Annotated in this window: 22 protein-coding genes; 3 read left to right on the forward strand and 19 right to left on the reverse strand. The window is 67.8% G+C overall.

The genetic code is table 11. The features are described from left to right. Position 1: 1 nt before the first annotated feature. The gene (locus H7F53_RS02370) at positions 2–1,255 is read right to left on the reverse strand and encodes a glycosyltransferase (RefSeq protein WP_185677885.1); all 1,254 of its coding nucleotides are present in this window, start codon (positions 1,253–1,255) and stop codon (positions 2–4) included. A gap of 242 nt (positions 1,256–1,497) precedes the next feature. Between H7F53_RS02370 and H7F53_RS02375 the strand changes: the two genes are divergently transcribed. Beyond that, positions 1,498–2,778, forward strand: coding sequence for an HD-GYP domain-containing protein (locus tag H7F53_RS02375; protein WP_185677886.1), 1,281 nt, complete (start codon positions 1,498–1,500; stop codon positions 2,776–2,778). A gap of 292 nt (positions 2,779–3,070) precedes the next feature. Here H7F53_RS02375 and H7F53_RS02380 read toward each other — a convergent pair whose 3' ends face one another. The 9 genes from H7F53_RS02380 to H7F53_RS02420 form a co-directional block, all read right to left on the reverse strand. Continuing rightward, positions 3,071–3,856: an NUDIX hydrolase gene (locus tag H7F53_RS02380; RefSeq protein WP_185677887.1), complete on the reverse strand. Its 786-nt coding sequence runs from the start codon at positions 3,854–3,856 to the stop codon at positions 3,071–3,073. A 353-nt stretch (positions 3,857–4,209) separates the two neighbouring features. Further along, positions 4,210–4,539, reverse strand: a complete 330-nt coding sequence (grxD, locus tag H7F53_RS02385; RefSeq protein ID WP_185677888.1) for a Grx4 family monothiol glutaredoxin — start codon at positions 4,537–4,539, stop codon at positions 4,210–4,212. Between the two features lie 38 nt (positions 4,540–4,577). After that, positions 4,578–4,811: a BolA family protein gene (locus H7F53_RS02390; protein ID WP_185677889.1), complete on the reverse strand. Its 234-nt coding sequence runs from the start codon at positions 4,809–4,811 to the stop codon at positions 4,578–4,580. 10 nt (positions 4,812–4,821) lie between these two features. Beyond that, on the reverse strand, positions 4,822–5,145 hold the full coding sequence (locus H7F53_RS02395) for a DUF1476 domain-containing protein (RefSeq protein ID WP_185677890.1): 324 nt from the start codon (positions 5,143–5,145) through the stop codon (positions 4,822–4,824). Positions 5,146–5,239: 94 nt separating this feature from the next. Continuing rightward, positions 5,240–5,842: a 3-isopropylmalate dehydratase small subunit gene (gene leuD / locus H7F53_RS02400; protein WP_185677891.1), complete on the reverse strand. Its 603-nt coding sequence runs from the start codon at positions 5,840–5,842 to the stop codon at positions 5,240–5,242. Then, entirely contained in the window at positions 5,842–6,012 is a 171-nt protein-coding gene (locus H7F53_RS02405; RefSeq protein ID WP_185677892.1) for a hypothetical protein, read from the reverse strand. The genes leuD and H7F53_RS02405 overlap by 1 nt, the downstream gene beginning before the upstream one ends. A 39-nt stretch (positions 6,013–6,051) precedes the next feature. After that, a complete protein-coding gene (locus tag H7F53_RS02410) occupies positions 6,052–6,519 on the reverse strand; it encodes a DNA-deoxyinosine glycosylase (protein WP_343061866.1) in 468 nt (155 codons plus the stop codon). 26 nt (positions 6,520–6,545) lie between these two features. After that, on the reverse strand, positions 6,546–7,976 hold the full coding sequence (leuC, locus tag H7F53_RS02415) for a 3-isopropylmalate dehydratase large subunit (protein ID WP_185677893.1): 1,431 nt from the start codon (positions 7,974–7,976) through the stop codon (positions 6,546–6,548). Between the two features lie 96 nt (positions 7,977–8,072). Continuing rightward, entirely contained in the window at positions 8,073–8,456 is a 384-nt protein-coding gene (locus H7F53_RS02420) for a hypothetical protein (protein ID WP_185677894.1), read from the reverse strand. A 151-nt stretch (positions 8,457–8,607) separates the two neighbouring features. Here H7F53_RS02420 and H7F53_RS02425 point away from each other — a divergent pair, with 151 nt between their 5' ends. Continuing rightward, the gene (locus H7F53_RS02425) at positions 8,608–9,123 is read left to right on the forward strand and encodes a sterol desaturase family protein (protein ID WP_185677895.1); all 516 of its coding nucleotides are present in this window, start codon (positions 8,608–8,610) and stop codon (positions 9,121–9,123) included. 12 nt (positions 9,124–9,135) lie between these two features. Here the strand turns inward: H7F53_RS02425 and H7F53_RS02430 are convergent, their stop codons facing one another. From H7F53_RS02430 to H7F53_RS17795, 9 genes are all read right to left on the reverse strand, one after another. After that, on the reverse strand, positions 9,136–9,495 hold the full coding sequence (locus H7F53_RS02430) for a YbaN family protein (protein WP_343061867.1): 360 nt from the start codon (positions 9,493–9,495) through the stop codon (positions 9,136–9,138). Next, positions 9,492–9,899 (reverse strand): SufE family protein, encoded by a 408-nt coding sequence (locus H7F53_RS02435; RefSeq protein WP_185677896.1) that lies wholly within the window; start codon positions 9,897–9,899, stop codon positions 9,492–9,494. Before H7F53_RS02435 ends, H7F53_RS02430 begins: the two co-directional genes overlap by 4 nt. Positions 9,900–10,067: 168 nt before the next feature. Further along, the gene (locus H7F53_RS02440; protein WP_185677897.1) at positions 10,068–10,319 is read right to left on the reverse strand and encodes a hypothetical protein; all 252 of its coding nucleotides are present in this window, start codon (positions 10,317–10,319) and stop codon (positions 10,068–10,070) included. Between the two features lie 19 nt (positions 10,320–10,338). Then, a complete protein-coding gene (locus tag H7F53_RS02445) occupies positions 10,339–10,680 on the reverse strand; it encodes a hypothetical protein (RefSeq protein WP_185677898.1) in 342 nt (113 codons plus the stop codon). Beyond that, positions 10,677–10,970: a hypothetical protein gene (locus H7F53_RS02450; RefSeq protein WP_185677899.1), complete on the reverse strand. Its 294-nt coding sequence runs from the start codon at positions 10,968–10,970 to the stop codon at positions 10,677–10,679. Before H7F53_RS02450 ends, H7F53_RS02445 begins: the two co-directional genes overlap by 4 nt. Positions 10,971–10,996: 26 nt before the next feature. Further along, positions 10,997–11,389, reverse strand: coding sequence for an envelope stress response membrane protein PspC (gene pspC, locus H7F53_RS02455; protein WP_343061868.1), 393 nt, complete (start codon positions 11,387–11,389; stop codon positions 10,997–10,999). Then, positions 11,386–11,694, reverse strand: a complete 309-nt coding sequence (pspB, locus tag H7F53_RS02460; protein ID WP_185677900.1) for an envelope stress response membrane protein PspB — start codon at positions 11,692–11,694, stop codon at positions 11,386–11,388. Before pspB ends, pspC begins: the two co-directional genes overlap by 4 nt. Positions 11,695–11,697: 3 nt before the next feature. Beyond that, complete coding sequence (pspA, locus tag H7F53_RS02465; protein ID WP_379542837.1) at positions 11,698–12,456, reverse strand: phage shock protein PspA; 759 nt, start codon at positions 12,454–12,456, stop codon at positions 11,698–11,700. Positions 12,457–12,479: 23 nt separating this feature from the next. Beyond that, positions 12,480–12,602, reverse strand: a complete 123-nt coding sequence (locus H7F53_RS17795; protein ID WP_281384727.1) for a hypothetical protein — start codon at positions 12,600–12,602, stop codon at positions 12,480–12,482. A gap of 148 nt (positions 12,603–12,750) precedes the next feature. Here H7F53_RS17795 and pspF point away from each other — a divergent pair, with 148 nt between their 5' ends. Beyond that, positions 12,751–13,791: a phage shock protein operon transcriptional activator gene (gene pspF / locus H7F53_RS02470; protein WP_185677901.1), complete on the forward strand. Its 1,041-nt coding sequence runs from the start codon at positions 12,751–12,753 to the stop codon at positions 13,789–13,791. Positions 13,792–14,274: the final 483 nt, after the last annotated feature.

Genomic DNA, 14,274 nt, shown 5'->3' on the forward strand with positions numbered 1-14,274 from the left:
CTTAGGCCGGGGCTGTCACAGCGCCGGTGCCGTACAGCACGCGCTGGATCAGCTGGACCTGATGGGCCAAGCACAGCCGCAGGTCATAGCGTTCAACCACGGTCGCGCGTGCCGCTGCGCGCAGCGCGGCGCCCTGCTCTGGGTCATCCAGCGCACCGCTCACGGTCTCGACCAGCGCGCCGTGGTCGTGGAAGGGGAATAGCAGTCCGTTGCGGCCATGATCGATCACTTCGCGCACCGGCGCCGTGTCGGAGGCGATCACAAGGCATCCCGCCGCCATGGCCTCCAGGCAACTCCATGAGAGCACGAAGGGGAAGGTGAGATACAAGTGCGCGGCCGAGACCTGGAGCAGGGCTAGGTAATCCCCGTAGGCCTGCTTGCCGACGAAATGGACCCGATCGGCGCCTTCGCCGATCGGGTGAAGGCTGAGCAGGCAATCCTTCCAGCTGTTGTGAGGCGGCGGGGGGTTGGGACTGTAGCTGACGTCGGTCCCGCCCACGATCACCACCTGTGCGTCCGGACGCCGCGCCAACAGGTCGGGCAAGGCGCGGATCAGGACGTGGAAACCGCGATGTGGTTCGAGATTGCGCGAGACAAACGTGATGACCTCGTCCGCGCGGGTGAGGACCCGGCCGTCGGGCAGGGTGTAGCGCGCCTCGGGCGCCGGTCCGATCCGGGTGGTGTCGATCCCGTCGAAGATCGTGGTGATGCGGGACTGAAGGAAATCGGGGTGGCGCGATCGTTGCCATTCGGTCGGCGACAGGATCGCATCGGCCTGGGCATGGCCCAGCAGCAGATGCGTGTTCATCATGCGGGTGCGGGCGAGGTTCTCGAACGTCACCGGAAAGAGCGGGTCGAAGCCGATGTCGCCCCCGTCGGGCTGGTAATAGTACTCGCCATAGGTGATGATCTTGGTCTGTGGCCAGACGTCGCGCAGGAACAGGCCTTCCCCCCAGCCGGGGTGAACGATGATGAGGTCGGGCACATAGCCGTCGCGGCGCAGTTCGAGCGCTGCTGCCAGCACCGCGCGGCCGAACCGTACCACTTTCTCCACCGGGGCCAGCAGCGGTTCATTCGTCGCGCGGGTTTCGTCAGGGGAGGGATAGCGCACGGTGCGCACGCCCTTGAGCTCGACCCCTTCGCGGCGGGTGAGGAAGGTGATCGAGAACTGCGGCAATTGGGCAAAGGCCGCGGCGAGGAAGCGGAACTGGCCCGGCATGTTCTGGTGGATGAACAGGATCTCGCACGGGGTCATGGTGCGCCGGGGCCCTCGTAATGGTTGATGCGACCGGTCCGGGGGGCGGTCGGCGCAGCAGCCTATGCAGAGCGCGGCGCCGCAGCAATCCCGGGTTCCCGCAGTCCCCGGTTTTTCGCGGCATAGCCTTACGAACCCGTAGTTTTCCGGAAGGCTGCCTTGCCGCTTCCTACAGCCTGAACCGGGCACAGTACGCTGCAACCGACATCATTGGGGCCGATGGGGGATCACGGACAGGGATCATGCTGAAGCGTATCGACATAGCCGATCTTGAGCTGGGGATGTTTGTCCACAAGCTGGAAGGGAGCTGGTTCAAGCATCCGTTCTGGCGCAGCAAGTTCGTGCTGGACGATCAGGACACGCTTGACGAGTTGCAGGCCAGCGAGGTGCCGGCGGTCATCATCGACACGGAGCGCGGCATCGATCTGCGCCCGACGCGGATCGAACGGGTAACCCAGGCCGCGGCGAATGGTGGGGTGGCCGTGCAGGAGCCGCCGCTGCGGCGCGGGCTGCGCACCCAGCGGGTCGCAGCTGCCCCGCGGAGCGAGGACGTTGCGCTGACCTCCACGGTTCCGCTCTCGCAGGCCCGTGAATTCGGCCATGCCAACCGCGTGGTCGATCGGTCGCGCAAGGTGATCTCAAAGGTGTTCCTGGAAGCGCGCCTGGGCAAGACGATCCGGGCCGAGACGATCGAGCCGGTGGTCGAGGAGATCTTTGCCTCGGTCCAGCGCAACCCTCACGCGTTCAACGGCCTGATGCGCTGCAAGCGTGATCTCGAATATGTCTATCGCCATGCCCTGGCGGTGAGCGCCCTCATGGTTTCGCTGGGCCGTCAGATGAAGCTCAGCCCGGCTGACCAGCGCCTGGCCGGCATGGCCGGACTGATGCTGGACATGGGCGTGAGCTATCTGCCGGTCGACCTCGAGAGCACCGGTGGCGACTTCCGCCGGATCGACGAGCGCATTTTCCGCGAACATGCCCGCCTGGGCCATGACCAGCTCCTGGCCAGCGGCGTGCCCGAGCCCGTGGCGCTGGCCTGCCTGGAGCACCACGAACGGATCGACGGCACCGGCTATCCCCATGGCCTCACCGGCGAACGCATCAGCCTGTTCGGACGGATGGCGGCGATCTGTGACACCTACGACTGGCTGGTCAACGACGCGCAGGACCAGATGGGCCTCGATCCCTCGGCGGCGATGCAGCAGCTGACCTTGCTCGATGGCGCTTTCGACCGCGACTTGCTGGCAAGCTTCATCGACGCGCTCGGGGTCTACCCGATTGGCTCGGTGGTCGAACTGGCCTCGGGCCGTCTGGCGCTGGTGGTTTCGCAGGATGAGGCCGATCCGGCCAAGCCGCGGGTCAAGACCTTCTATTCGCTGACCGAACGGCGCATCGTGCCGACCACGGAGATCCTCCTCGCGCGGTGTTACGGCGAAGATCGCATCATCGCCGCGGCCAATCCCGATGCGCTGGGCGGCATCGATTTCCCGGCGATCCGCGAAAAACTGTTCGCGAGCGCTTAGAGCCTGTCCTGTTTAGGTGGATGCGCCGGGATTGGGCGGAGCGGGTCGGTGGGGAGGCGCGGCGCGCCGCAGGGGCTGGTTGCCCCTGCAAGCGGCGCAACGCGGCCACCGGCCCGCTCCGCCCAACCCCTTGGGGCGGGGCGATTTTGGCCCAGCGCAGCGTCCCTCGTCGGTCACTATGCCACGGCATAGCTCCCTCCTCGCTCCTCGCCCTGAACCAAAATCGGCTCCGTCACGGCGTATCCACCTAAACAGGACAGGCTCTAGGTCCCGGCAGACAGCGCAGTTCGGGTCAGGCGCGGCCGCGCCGGACCTCGGCGAGCGGGCGGCGCGTTTCGGGATAGCCCCGGTCGGCAGGAATGCAGAGATACTCGGTTCCCGCCACGCTTTCGGCCCAGGGAACGATCAGCTCCGGAGCTATCACCGCAGCCTCGGCGCGGGCTTCGGCAAAGCTCGCGAACTGCGCCAGGCGCTGCAGATTGCAGACGGTCGGGAACAGCGCCGAAGCCTCGCCCCGGCCGATCGCGGCAAGCATGTCGGCCGCACTGGTCCAGCACAGCCGCGCCGATTCGGTCCCGTCGGCAGCGATGTCGACCGAGCCGGTCCCCAGGTCGGCCAAATAGAACCGCGTGTCGAACGCCCCGTCCCAGAAGGGGCACCACCGGGCGAAGGGCACCAGCGCCTCAAGATCAAGGGTCAGCCCGAACTGCTCCAGCACCGGCGCCAATGCGCCCTGTTCGGATAGCGCGGCGCGAGCGGCCTGCGCGATCGCCGCGGTCACGGCCTCGTTCACGCCGACGAGGAGACCCGTTTCTTCCAGTGTCTCGCGCACCGCGGCGACTCGTGCAGCGGCATCGGCCGGATCAAGGTCGGGTGCCACATGCTGCGCCAGGGTGTGATCGGAAGGGTCGACTCGCCCGCCCGGGAAAACGATGGCCCCGGCGGCGAAACGCATCTGTGCGCCGCGTTCCAGCATCATCAGTTCGGGCGGCCCGCCGGCCGCTCCGCGGCGGAACAGGACCAGTGTGGCGGCAGGGAACGAAACCGCGGGGAGCGAGGCGGGAGCACGGGGCGTCATGCCACCAGATTGCGGCCCCCGGCGCCGCTGGCAAGCCCCTTGCGCAATCCTGCGAGAGCAGCATCGGGCCGGGGACCACCGCTGGAGTGGGGGGTGTCGGCAGGCTTTACATCGCGGGGTTCAGCGGCTCCTGGCGGTTATATCAAATATATGAAATACATATATTTTGTGGACTTGGCACGGTATGTGCTAATCAAGCAGTACCCCAAGCAGTCTCGATGAGGCGGGGCTGCTTCCTGGTCTCCGCGGCCCCGCCTCAACCCGACGATCGTGTCCGATCCCCCCACCGGACACAACAAGGCCCGCGAACCACCCAGGTTCGCGGGCCTTCTGCTGTCGGCGACGAGAGGCGCTCAGCCGGCCTGCTTGACCTGGGCATCGGCCATCAGCTGGTGGAGCTCGCCGGCCTCGTACATTTCCATCATGATGTCGCTGCCACCCACGAACTCGCCCTTGACGTAGAGCTGGGGAATCGTCGGCCAGTCGGAGTAGGCCTTGATGCCCTGGCGGATCTCCATGTCCTGCAGCACGTCGACGCTGGCATAGTCCACCCCAAGGTGGTCAAGGATCGCAATCGCGCGGCTGGAAAAGCCGCACTGGGGAAACAGCGGCGTGCCCTTCATGAACAGGACAACGTCGTTGCCATTGACGATTTCGGCAATGCGGGCGTTGGTATCGGACATCGGTGCGGCGACCTTGTTGCAGCTGACGGGAATCGATCTCAGGTGGGAATGGCAGTGGTGAGTTGCAAGGCGTGCAGCTCGCCGCCCATGCGCCCGCCCAGCGCCTTGTAGACCAGCTGGTGCTGGGCCACGCGGCTCTTGCCGGCGAAGGCGGCGGAGACGACGTGGGCGGCATAGTGATCGCCGTCGCCCGCCAGATCGGTGATCGTCACCGTCGCATCGGGCAGGGCGGTCCGGATCATCGCCTCGATCTGATCAGCAGCCATGGCCATGGCGGTGCGCTCAGGCCTCGCCCATGAGGGCGCGGCGCGCCTCGACCTGTTTGGCATCGAGCGCGGCCCGAACCTCGCCCTCGCTCGCATCCACGCCCGCCGCGATCAGATCACCCAGCAGCTTGCGGATCACGTCCTCGTCGCCGGCTTCCTCGAAATCGGCCTGGACCACGCTCTTGGCGTAGGCCTCGGCCTCGACGCTCGACAGACCCATGCGCTCGGCGGCCCACTGGCCAAGCAGGCGGTTACGCCGCGCGTGGATGCGGAACAGCATCTCTTCATCGTGGGCGAACTTGGCCTCTTCGGCGCGTTCGCGGTCCTGGAAGGTGGTCATCTCGCTGCGTTTCCCCGTAAGGCGTGGTCAATCGACTGGACTCCCGGGATAGGGGGAGGCTGGCCCGCGTTCAATCCCGGAATCGCCGTCCGCCTCAGGCGGCGTGGGCAATGCCCTTGGCCAGGAACGGCAGGCTTTCGCGCGCCTGGTCCTCGTAGCTCGCGATCGCCGCGTCACGGGCCAGCGTCAGGCCGACTTCGTCCAGTCCGTTGAGCAGGCAATGCTTGCGGAACGGATCGATCTCGAAGGTGAAGCGGTCCTGGAACGGGGTGGTGACGGTCTGGCTTTCGAGGTCGATATGGATCGGGTCGGTCTTGGCCACCTCGAGCAGCCGGTCCACCGCCTCCTGCGGCAGGACCACTGCCAATATGCCGTTCTTGAACGCGTTGCCGGAAAAGATGTCAGAGTAGGACGGGGCGATCACGGCCTTGATGCCCATGTCTAGCAGCGCCCAGGCGGCATGCTCGCGGCTGGATCCGCAGCCGAAGTTGTCCCCTGCGATCAGGATCGGCGCGCCTTTGTAGGCGGGATCGTCGAACAGGTTGTCCGGGTCCTGGCGAAGCGCTTCGAAGCAGCCTACGCCAAGCCCTTCACGGCTGATTGTCTTCAGCCACTGCGCCGGAATGATCACGTCGGTATCGACGTTCTTGCGGCCGAACGGATAGGCCTTGCCGTCAATCGTGCGAACCGGCTCCATCAGTCGGTCTCCGGCGCGTTTTCGGGGTGGCTCGGGCCGGCGGTCGGCTTCTCGCTGTCCTTGCGGCGCGAGGCGTAGAGAAGCGCGGCGGCGAGGGCGGCAGACCCGATCGCGGCGCCAGCGATGGCGGCCGGACCGGCCCACGATGACTTTTCGTACTTCTTGCTCATGCACGGGTTCCTAGGTTGGGAGGGGCGGCGGTTCAAGCCTCACGCCAGGAAATCTTGGCAGATCATCCAGCGCTCACGCTTCTGGGCCAGGGTGACGGCGGCATGGGCAGGGCTGGACGAGGGCAGGTCGATCAGCGCCAGCCCGCTCCCGGCCAGCGCAGCACGGCCGATCCGGGCCGCCGTGGCGCCGTTGAAGGCCACGCCGCGCAGCATGGTCAGGCGGTCGGTCAGGGCCCGCAGCGGTGCGGTCTCGGCGTCGCGGATGGCACTGTCGAGGCTGCCACGGCGCCGCGCCGCGGCGATCGTGTCCCACATTCCGATCCCTGCGGCGCCCAGCGCGGACAGCCGATCCGCATAGTTGCGCTCGGGCAGCGCGGGGTCTCCGATCACGGCCCCGGCGAGGTGCCAGAACTGGTTGCGCGGATGGGCATAGTAGCGCCCCGCCGCCAGACTGGCTTCGCCCGGCAGAGAGCCGAGGATCAACAGGCGGGTCGCCGGCGTGACCACCGGGGCGAAGGCCTGCCGGCGCGGGGTCAGACCAGCTCGCGCACGTCGGTCAGCTTGCCGGTGACCGCGGCCGCGGCCGCCATCGCTGGCGAGACGAGATGGGTGCGCGCGCCCGGGCCTTGCCGGCCGACGAAGTTGCGGTTGCTGGTCGAGGCGCAGCGCTCGCCGGCCGGAACCTTGTCGGGGTTCATGCCGAGGCAGGCCGAGCAGCCCGGTTCGCGCCATTCCAGCCCGGCATCGATGAACACCTTGTCCAGACCTTCGGCCTCGGCCTGGGCCTTGACCAGGCCCGAACCGGGCACGACGATCGCCCACTTGACGTTCGCCGCCTTGGTCCGGCCTTTGAGCACGGCCGCAGCGGCGCGCAGGTCCTCGATCCGGCTGTTGGTGCATGAACCGATGAAGACGTTCTGGATCTCGACCGCGTCGAGCCGCTGCCCCGGGGCCAGGCCCATGTATTCAAGGCTCTTGCGCGCGGCATCCTGCTTCGAGGGATCGGCGAAGCTTTCCGGCGCGGGGACCACGCCGCCGATGGGCACGACGTCTTCAGGGCTGGTGCCCCAGGTGACGCTGGGCTGCACCTCGGCCGCCTGGATCACCACCGACTTGTCGAACCGCGCACCCGGATCAGTTGCCAGGCTGGTCCACCAGGCCACGGCGGCGTCCCAGTCGGCGCCCTTGGGCGCATAGGGGCGGTCGGCCAGATAGGCGAAGGTCTTGGCATCGGGCGCGATCAACCCGGCGCGGGCCCCGGCCTCGATGCTCATGTTGCAGACCGTCAGCCGGCCCTCGATGCTCATCTCCTCGAACACACGGCCGCGATACTCGATCACGTGGCCGGTGCCGCCGGCGGTACCGATCCGGCCGATGATGTGGAGAATGAGATCCTTGGGCGAGACACCGAGCGGCAGGTCGCCTTCGACGCGGACTTCCATCGTCTTGCTCGGCGACAGCAGCAGCGTCTGGGTGGCGAGGACGTGCTCGACCTCGCTGGTGCCGATCCCGAAGGCCAGCGCGCCCAGGCCGCCGTGGCAGGCGGTGTGGCTGTCGCCGCAGACGATCGTCGCACCGGGCAGCGAAAAGCCCTGCTCGGGCCCGACGACATGGACGATGCCCTGTTCGGGGGCAGTGGCGTCGATGTAGCGGATGCCGAAGGCGGGGGCATTGCGCTCGAGCATGGCGAGCTGCTGGGCGCTTTCCGGATCGGCGATCGGCAGGCGATTGCCGGCGGCATCGCGGCGCGGTGTGGTCGGCAGGTTGTGGTCGGGGACGGCCAGGGTCAGGTCCGGACGGCGCACGGGTCGACCGGCGGCACGAAGCGCCTCGAAGGCCTGCGGGCTGGTCACCTCGTGGACGAGATGGCGGTCAATATAGATCAGGCAGGTGCCGTCATCGCGGCGTTCGACGACGTGGGCGTCCCAGATCTTTTCGTAGAGGGTGCGTGCGGTGTGGGCCATAGGCCCCGGGACCTAGGCAGGGCGCAGGCGGAAAACAAGCCCAAACGGGCACTCCATCGGGAGTGCCCGCTGTGCGGTTGAAGGGATTGGGCCGGCTTAGCCGGGGCGGCCGTCCCAGTCGCGCCGCTCGGCGCGCAGCGCGAAGCCGACGCGATCGACCCGGGCCTGCAGGATGCGCATCTCGCGGCGATCCAGCCCATCCCGGCTGAACCAGCGGACCTGCTGGCGCACGTCGCGGATTTCGCGCCGCAGGGCTGCGGCCTCGCGCTCGGAGATGCGGTCCCGGTTGTCGTTGCGATCGACCCGCCGCGCGAGATCGGCCAGCTGGTCGCGGATGATGTCGGCCCGATAGGCGCTCTCCCGGCGGAGGTCGTTGCCGTAGCCATAGCCATCACCGGGGTGCGCCGAGGCGCTCGTGGCCGTGCCGAGCAGGGCGGCCGGCAGCAGCGTGGCAATGGCGATCTGGGTCAGCTTGCGCATGATTTCGTCCTCTTCAGCAGGCGCAGACCGGAATGGCTGCGTCGATATGTTCATGTTTGAACCCCTCAACATGAACGGTGAGCGAACGTCATGCGGGCCTGCCTGTAAGAATGTGTCGCACTTCGTCGCCGGGGGGATTATGCAGCGCGGCATGACTGCCCTGTCCGCCATCCTGACCGTGTTCGCCACCTTCGCCGCGATGGAGTTCGTCGCGTGGTCCAGCCACAAGTACATCATGCACGGCTGGGGCTGGGCCTGGCACCGCGATCACCACGAGCCGCACGACAAGCTGCTCGAGAAGAACGATCTCTACGGGGTGGTCGGCGCGGTCGCGAGCATGTCGATGTTCGCCGTGGGCAGCCCGCTGGTGCTGGGTGAGCGTGCCTGGGCGCCCGGCACCTGGATCGGGCTGGGCATCCTGTTCTACGGCCTGGTCTATACCCTGATCCACGATGGCCTCGTGCATCAGCGCTATTTCCGCTGGGTGCCGCGCAAGGGCTACGCCAAGCGGCTGGTCCAGGCGCACAAGCTGCACCACGCCACGATCGGCAAGGAGGGCGGCGTGAGCTTCGGCTTCGTCATCGCGCGCGATCCCGCGGTGCTCAAGCGCGAGCTGAAACAGCAGGCGCAGCAGGGCATCGCCGTCGTGCGCGAGGCGGCGGACTAAGGGCGCCGCGGTCTACTCCGGCCGCGTCCAGATCCACCACCCGCTGCCGCCGCAGACCAGCACCGGCGCCATGATCCATGGCCAGCCGACAAAGACGGCGCTGATCGCGATGCTGGCGGCCATTCCGGTCAGCGCGGCCAGCTTGGCGCGGCGGGGAATTGCCCGGCGGGCGCGCCATTGGCGCAGCGGCGGGCCGTAGGTGGGGTGGTCGAGCAGGCGCTGTTCCCACACCGGGTTCGAACGCGCGAAGCAGAACGCCGCGAGCAGGAAGAACGGTACGGTCGGCAGCACCGGCAGGGCGATGCCGAGGATCCCCAGACCCACCGCCAGCAGACCCGCCACCAGCCAGAACGGGCGGGTCAGGCGCTTCACGTCGCCAGTCTCGCAGCGGTCTCGCGGATCAGGGCGATCATGTTGGGCACACCCTGGGTGCGGTTCGACGAGAGCTGGTTCTTCAGGTCGAACGGCTCGAGCGCGCCGGCGATGTCGGTTGCCGCGACCTCGGCGGCCGGACGGTCCTGCACGGCCGCAAGGACCAGCGCGACAATCCCCTTGGTGATCGCGGCGTTGCTGTCGGCCAGGAAGTGCAGCCGCCCGTCGTCGCGCGGGGTGGGATAGACCCAGACGCTGGCCGAGCAGCCGCGCACCTTGGTGGCCTCGGTCTTGAGCGCCTCGGGCATCGCATCAAGCTCGCGCCCGAGCTCGATCAGCAGGCGATAGCGTTCGTCGCCATCGAGAAACTCGTATTCGTCGCGGATGTCTTCGAGAGAGCGCATGGCCGGCATCTAGGCGGGGGAGGCGGGTGGGGCAAGCCGGGAGGCGGGCCAGAGGGGCGAAGGGACAGGGCCTGCATCCGATCCGGCCCGGTCGGCCGCCGGGGGGGATTGGTCCCGACGGCCGCCCGGACCGGATGCAGCCCACAGGTCTTGCACCCGGGGGCGAGCCTAGAGATCGACCCCGGCGGCGATCGCCTCGAGCTTGCGCAGCCGTTCCTTGACGTCGGCCATCTCGATCCGGGTGATGCCGAGCGGATGGTCGGGATCGGCCCGATGACGGTCGGAGTGACGGTCGGGGTGGCGTTCGAGTTCGGTCAGCTTGAGGCGCAGCCAGCCCTGCCACAGTGTCAGGACGGTCAGGGCGACGATCCCGAGGCCGATCAGGCCGGCCATTGCGAGGATGGTGATCGAGTCAAACATGGCTCAGGCTCCATGGTTGTCAGTTGACGCTGGACGCGCCGTCGCGGTCCCGCAGGGCCTCGATCTGGGCGGTCAGCTGGTAGCCGCTGTCGGTCACGATCCGCTCGACCGTGGCCAGCCGGTCCTTGATGCTGCCGAGCTGGGCCTGCAGTTCCGCATTCTCGCTGGTGAGCAGGGCAATGCGCTGCATCGCCTGGTCATCGGTCTTGGGGTGGATCGCCTGGCCCCACGAACCCTCGAGCGGATAGCCATGCTTGATCCGCAGCCAGGTGGTCGCCACCCACCCGACTGTCCCGATCACCGTGATGGCCACGATGGGGCCGGCGAGCTCCTGCAGGAGGGCGAGGTTCTCGGGGCTCACGGCTGCACCTCGCGCTGCTGCAGCGCGGCGCTGCGCTGGGCCTGCAGCGCGGGAGCCTCCTCGCGCAGCGCCTCGATCTGGGCGGCAAGATCGCTGCCGCGGTCGGTCACGATCCGCTCGAGCACGCGGATCCGCTCCTCGAGCCGGGCGTAGGCATCCGCCTCGGCGACGTAGTGGGTCTGCTGGTTGATCTGCAGTTCGGTCATCTTCCGCTTGTGCTTCGTCCAGACGATGAAGCAGACCATCGCGAAGGGCGCGAAGGGAACAAGCAGGGCAAGAACTTCGGGCATGGGACATCACCCCCCTGGAGTGCGGCTTAGCGAAGCTTCTCGATTTCGGCCGAGAGACGCGGGTTGGACGAGACGTAGAAGTTCTCGACGTCGGCCAGGCGACGGTCGATGTCACGGAAACGGGCGCGGACTTCGCGGGCGGTCCGGGCAGGGGACTGGCGGACGCCCTGCCAGAACTTCTGCTCTTCCCGGTCATGGTAGAGCCCGGCCGGCTTGTTGTCCGAGAAGACCGCCATCAGGAAGTAGGCAAGCGGGATGAAGCCCACGCCGCAGATGGTCAGGGCGACGGTTCCGACCCGCACCCAGAGGACATCGACCCCGGTGTAGTCGGCGACCCCGGCGCAGACGCCGAAGATCTTCCCGTTGAGCTTGTCGAGATAGAAGCGGGTGCGTTTGATCGGCTGGTCGGAGTTGTTCACCGCAGTGTCCCTTCCTTGTCGGCGAGCCGGCGTTCCAGCGCGCGCAGGTGTTCGTTGTCGCTGTCCCGGTCGGGCAGGACCCGGGCCGGACGGAATTCGGGGTTGTCGGCGGCGACGAGCCGCTCGACCGTATCCATCCGCTCGTCGAGCCGGCGGGCGAGCTGGTAGAGGTCTTCCAGCAGGGCCTCGTCACCGGTGGTGAGCGTGGCGGAGGTCTTCCACTTGGTCAGGTAGTGCAGGACCAGCCAGGGCAACCCGACGAACAGGAAGCCGCAGACCATGATCGGAACCATCGCTTCGGACATGGCTCAGGCCTCCTTCGCCGGGGTGTCACCCTGGCCCAGCGCGCGCTTCATGGCCTCGAGCTCCTCGTCGACCTTGTCGCTCGCGGCGAGAGCCGAGATCTCGTCGGCCAGGCTCGGCTTGGTCGTCTCGGCCAGCGACAGCGCGTCGGCGCGGCCCTCGGCATAGTCGACCCGGCGCTCGAGCTGGTCGAAGCGCGCCATCGCCTCGTCGACCCGCTCGCTGGCCAGCAGCGTGCGCAGCTTGACGCGGTTTTCGGCGCTTTCGAGCCGGGCGGCGATCGCGGTCTGGCGGCTGCGGGCCTCGCGCAGGCGGGTCTGCAGCTTCTCGATGTCGGCCTCATAGGCGCGCAGCGCGTCGTCGAGCACCTTGATCTCTTCCTGGAGCTGCGCGGCCATGTCGGAGGCCTTGCGCTTTTCCACCAGCGCGGCCCGGGCCAGATCCTCGCGACCCTTGGAGAGCGCGAGCTGGGCCTTGTCGGCCCAGTCGGCCTGGAGCCGGTCGAGCTTGACGGTGTGGCGGTGCATCTCCTTCTGGTCGGCGATGGTCCGTGCCGCGCTGGCGCGCACCTCGACCAGGGTCTCCTCCATCTCGAGGATGATCATCCGGATCATCTTCGCCGGATCATCCGCCTTGTCGAGCAGGTCGTTGAAGTTGGCGGCGATGATGTCACGGGTGCGGGAGAAGATACCCATCAGAGATACTCCGGTGACCGGTCCGGCGCGGTCGCGCAGGCGTTCGGTTTCAAGATCGATGCGGGACACTCCGCGCGGGGGGGTGAAATCATTCACGCGATCGTGCCTCCTGAGGCGGTATAGAGCTGCTGCACCAGAACGAATACATTGAACGCAAGCATCGTGGCGATGCTGATGGCAATGGCGCTGTCGAGCAGGGTGTTGAAGCGAAGCATTGGTGGTCTCCTGGATCGGGTTGGCCCGTTGCGGCGGGCTATGCCGACATGTTAGCAAACGCCGTGCCAATCCCGGAATTGCTGGACTTTGACCCTGCATTTGTCGTCAATCTTGCGCAAGGTTGGTGAAATTTGCTAACCAGTGGGAATGGATCGCGGCACACAGTTCATCGGCCAGTCCGGCCCTTTTCTCGACGCGGTGGAGCGCGCCAGTCGCGCCGCCGCGCTGCGCCGCCCGGTGCTGGTGGTGGGCGAGCGCGGCACCGGCAAGGAGCTGATCGCCGAACGCCTCCATCGCCTGTCCCCGCGCTGGGGCGAGCCGCTGATCACCCTCAACTGCGCGGCCCTGCCCGAAACCCTGCTCGAGGCCGAGCTGTTCGGCCACGAGGCCGGGGCATTCACCGGAGCCACCCGGATGCGCGCCGGACGCTTCGAGGAGGCTGACCGCGGGACCCTGTTCCTTGACGAGCTCGCCACCCTGTCGGCCGGGGCGCAGGAGCGGTTGCTGCGTGCGATCGAATATGGCGAGGTGGCGCGGATCGGTTCGTCCAAGCCGATCCGGGTCGATGTGCGGATCGTCGCCGCGACCAACGAGGACCTGCCGCGCCTGGCCGACCAGGGCCGCTTCCGCGCCGACCTGCTCGACCGCCTGAGCTTCGAGGTGATCACCCTGCCGCCGCTGCGCGCCCGCGAGGGCGACATCGCCGTGCTGGCCGACTACTTCGGCCGGCGCATGGCGACCGAGATCGGCTGGGACAGCTGGCCCGGCTTCAGTGGCCAGGCCGCTGCCGCGCTGGAGGCGCACGACTGGCCGGGCAATGTGCGCGAGCTGCGCAACGTGGTGGAGCGCGCGGTCTACCGCTGGGATGCGCCGCGGCAGCCGATCGCCCGGATCGAGTTCGATCCCTTCGAATCGCCCTGGCGCCCGCCGGTGCTCGCGGGCGGGGTCGAGAATCGCGACGCATCGGGCCCGCCGGTGATCGGACAGGCGCTGGTGGCGGCCGCGCCAGACCATGGCGCGGTCAGCGACCTGCGTGCCGCGGTCGACGCGCACGAAAAGGCGATCCTCGAGTGCCACCTTGCCCGCCATCGCTACAACCAGCGCGCCACGGCCAAGGCCCTGGGCCTGACCTACGATCAGCTGCGCCATTGCCTGCGCAAGCACGGGCTGCTGGAGAAGGCGGGGTAGGGGACGACGCGGTCCCGGTCCGGGTCCCGGTCGTAGGGCATAGGGATGCGGTACCGCACCGGCCCGCCCGGCGGGGCTCGGGCGATCGCTGCTCCTGCTTCACGAAGTTCACAAAGATCACCCGTGTTCGCCTGACAAAGTGTTTTGCGGCAGCCCTGCCGGATTGACGTTGGAAAGAGCCGCACCGAGTTTGGCAGGCTGTGGCGGTGTAGGACAGCGCATTCCCTGTGCCGCTGGCCTTGGCCCGAGTGTCCGACGCCGGAGATGCCAGCCTGCGCTGGCATGACGGGCAGGGTGAAGGGTTCGGTTCGGGGGCGTGACGGTTATCGCCCGATACCCGCCCCAACAGGGCGTCATCCCGGCGAAGGCCGGGATCTGGTGCCGGATTGCTTGAGGCCGGAGATGCCAGCCTGCGCTGGCATGACCGGCAGGGTGAAGGTTTGGTCCGGGGGCGTGACGGTTATCGCCCGATACCCGTCGTCC

Origin of the sequence: Novosphingobium piscinae, assembly GCF_014230355.1 — a bacterium.
Taxonomy (GTDB): Bacteria; Pseudomonadota; Alphaproteobacteria; order Sphingomonadales; family Sphingomonadaceae; genus Novosphingobium; species Novosphingobium piscinae.

Coding starts and splice junctions, on each gene's coding strand:
- H7F53_RS02370 (WP_185677885.1), bottom strand. CDS start 1,255: ATGACCCCGTGCGAGATCCTGTTCATCCACCAGAACATGCCGGGCCAG.
- H7F53_RS02375 (WP_185677886.1), top strand. CDS start 1,498: ATGCTGAAGCGTATCGACATAGCCGATCTTGAGCTGGGGATGTTTGTC.
- H7F53_RS02380 (WP_185677887.1), bottom strand. CDS start 3,856: ATGACGCCCCGTGCTCCCGCCTCGCTCCCCGCGGTTTCGTTCCCTGCC.
- grxD (WP_185677888.1), bottom strand. CDS start 4,539: ATGTCCGATACCAACGCCCGCATTGCCGAAATCGTCAATGGCAACGAC.
- H7F53_RS02390 (WP_185677889.1), bottom strand. CDS start 4,811: ATGGCCATGGCTGCTGATCAGATCGAGGCGATGATCCGGACCGCCCTG.
- H7F53_RS02395 (WP_185677890.1), bottom strand. CDS start 5,145: ATGACCACCTTCCAGGACCGCGAACGCGCCGAAGAGGCCAAGTTCGCC.
- leuD (WP_185677891.1), bottom strand. CDS start 5,842: ATGGAGCCGGTTCGCACGATTGACGGCAAGGCCTATCCGTTCGGCCGC.
- H7F53_RS02405 (WP_185677892.1), bottom strand. CDS start 6,012: ATGAGCAAGAAGTACGAAAAGTCATCGTGGGCCGGTCCGGCCGCCATC.
- leuC (WP_185677893.1), bottom strand. CDS start 7,976: ATGGCCCACACCGCACGCACCCTCTACGAAAAGATCTGGGACGCCCAC.
- H7F53_RS02420 (WP_185677894.1), bottom strand. CDS start 8,456: ATGCGCAAGCTGACCCAGATCGCCATTGCCACGCTGCTGCCGGCCGCC.
- H7F53_RS02425 (WP_185677895.1), top strand. CDS start 8,608: ATGACTGCCCTGTCCGCCATCCTGACCGTGTTCGCCACCTTCGCCGCG.
- H7F53_RS02435 (WP_185677896.1), bottom strand. CDS start 9,899: ATGCGCTCTCTCGAAGACATCCGCGACGAATACGAGTTTCTCGATGGC.
- H7F53_RS02440 (WP_185677897.1), bottom strand. CDS start 10,319: ATGTTTGACTCGATCACCATCCTCGCAATGGCCGGCCTGATCGGCCTC.
- H7F53_RS02450 (WP_185677899.1), bottom strand. CDS start 10,970: ATGCCCGAAGTTCTTGCCCTGCTTGTTCCCTTCGCGCCCTTCGCGATG.
- pspB (WP_185677900.1), bottom strand. CDS start 11,694: ATGTCCGAAGCGATGGTTCCGATCATGGTCTGCGGCTTCCTGTTCGTC.
- H7F53_RS17795 (WP_281384727.1), bottom strand. CDS start 12,602: ATGCTTCGCTTCAACACCCTGCTCGACAGCGCCATTGCCATCAGCATC.
- pspF (WP_185677901.1), top strand. CDS start 12,751: ATGGATCGCGGCACACAGTTCATCGGCCAGTCCGGCCCTTTTCTCGAC.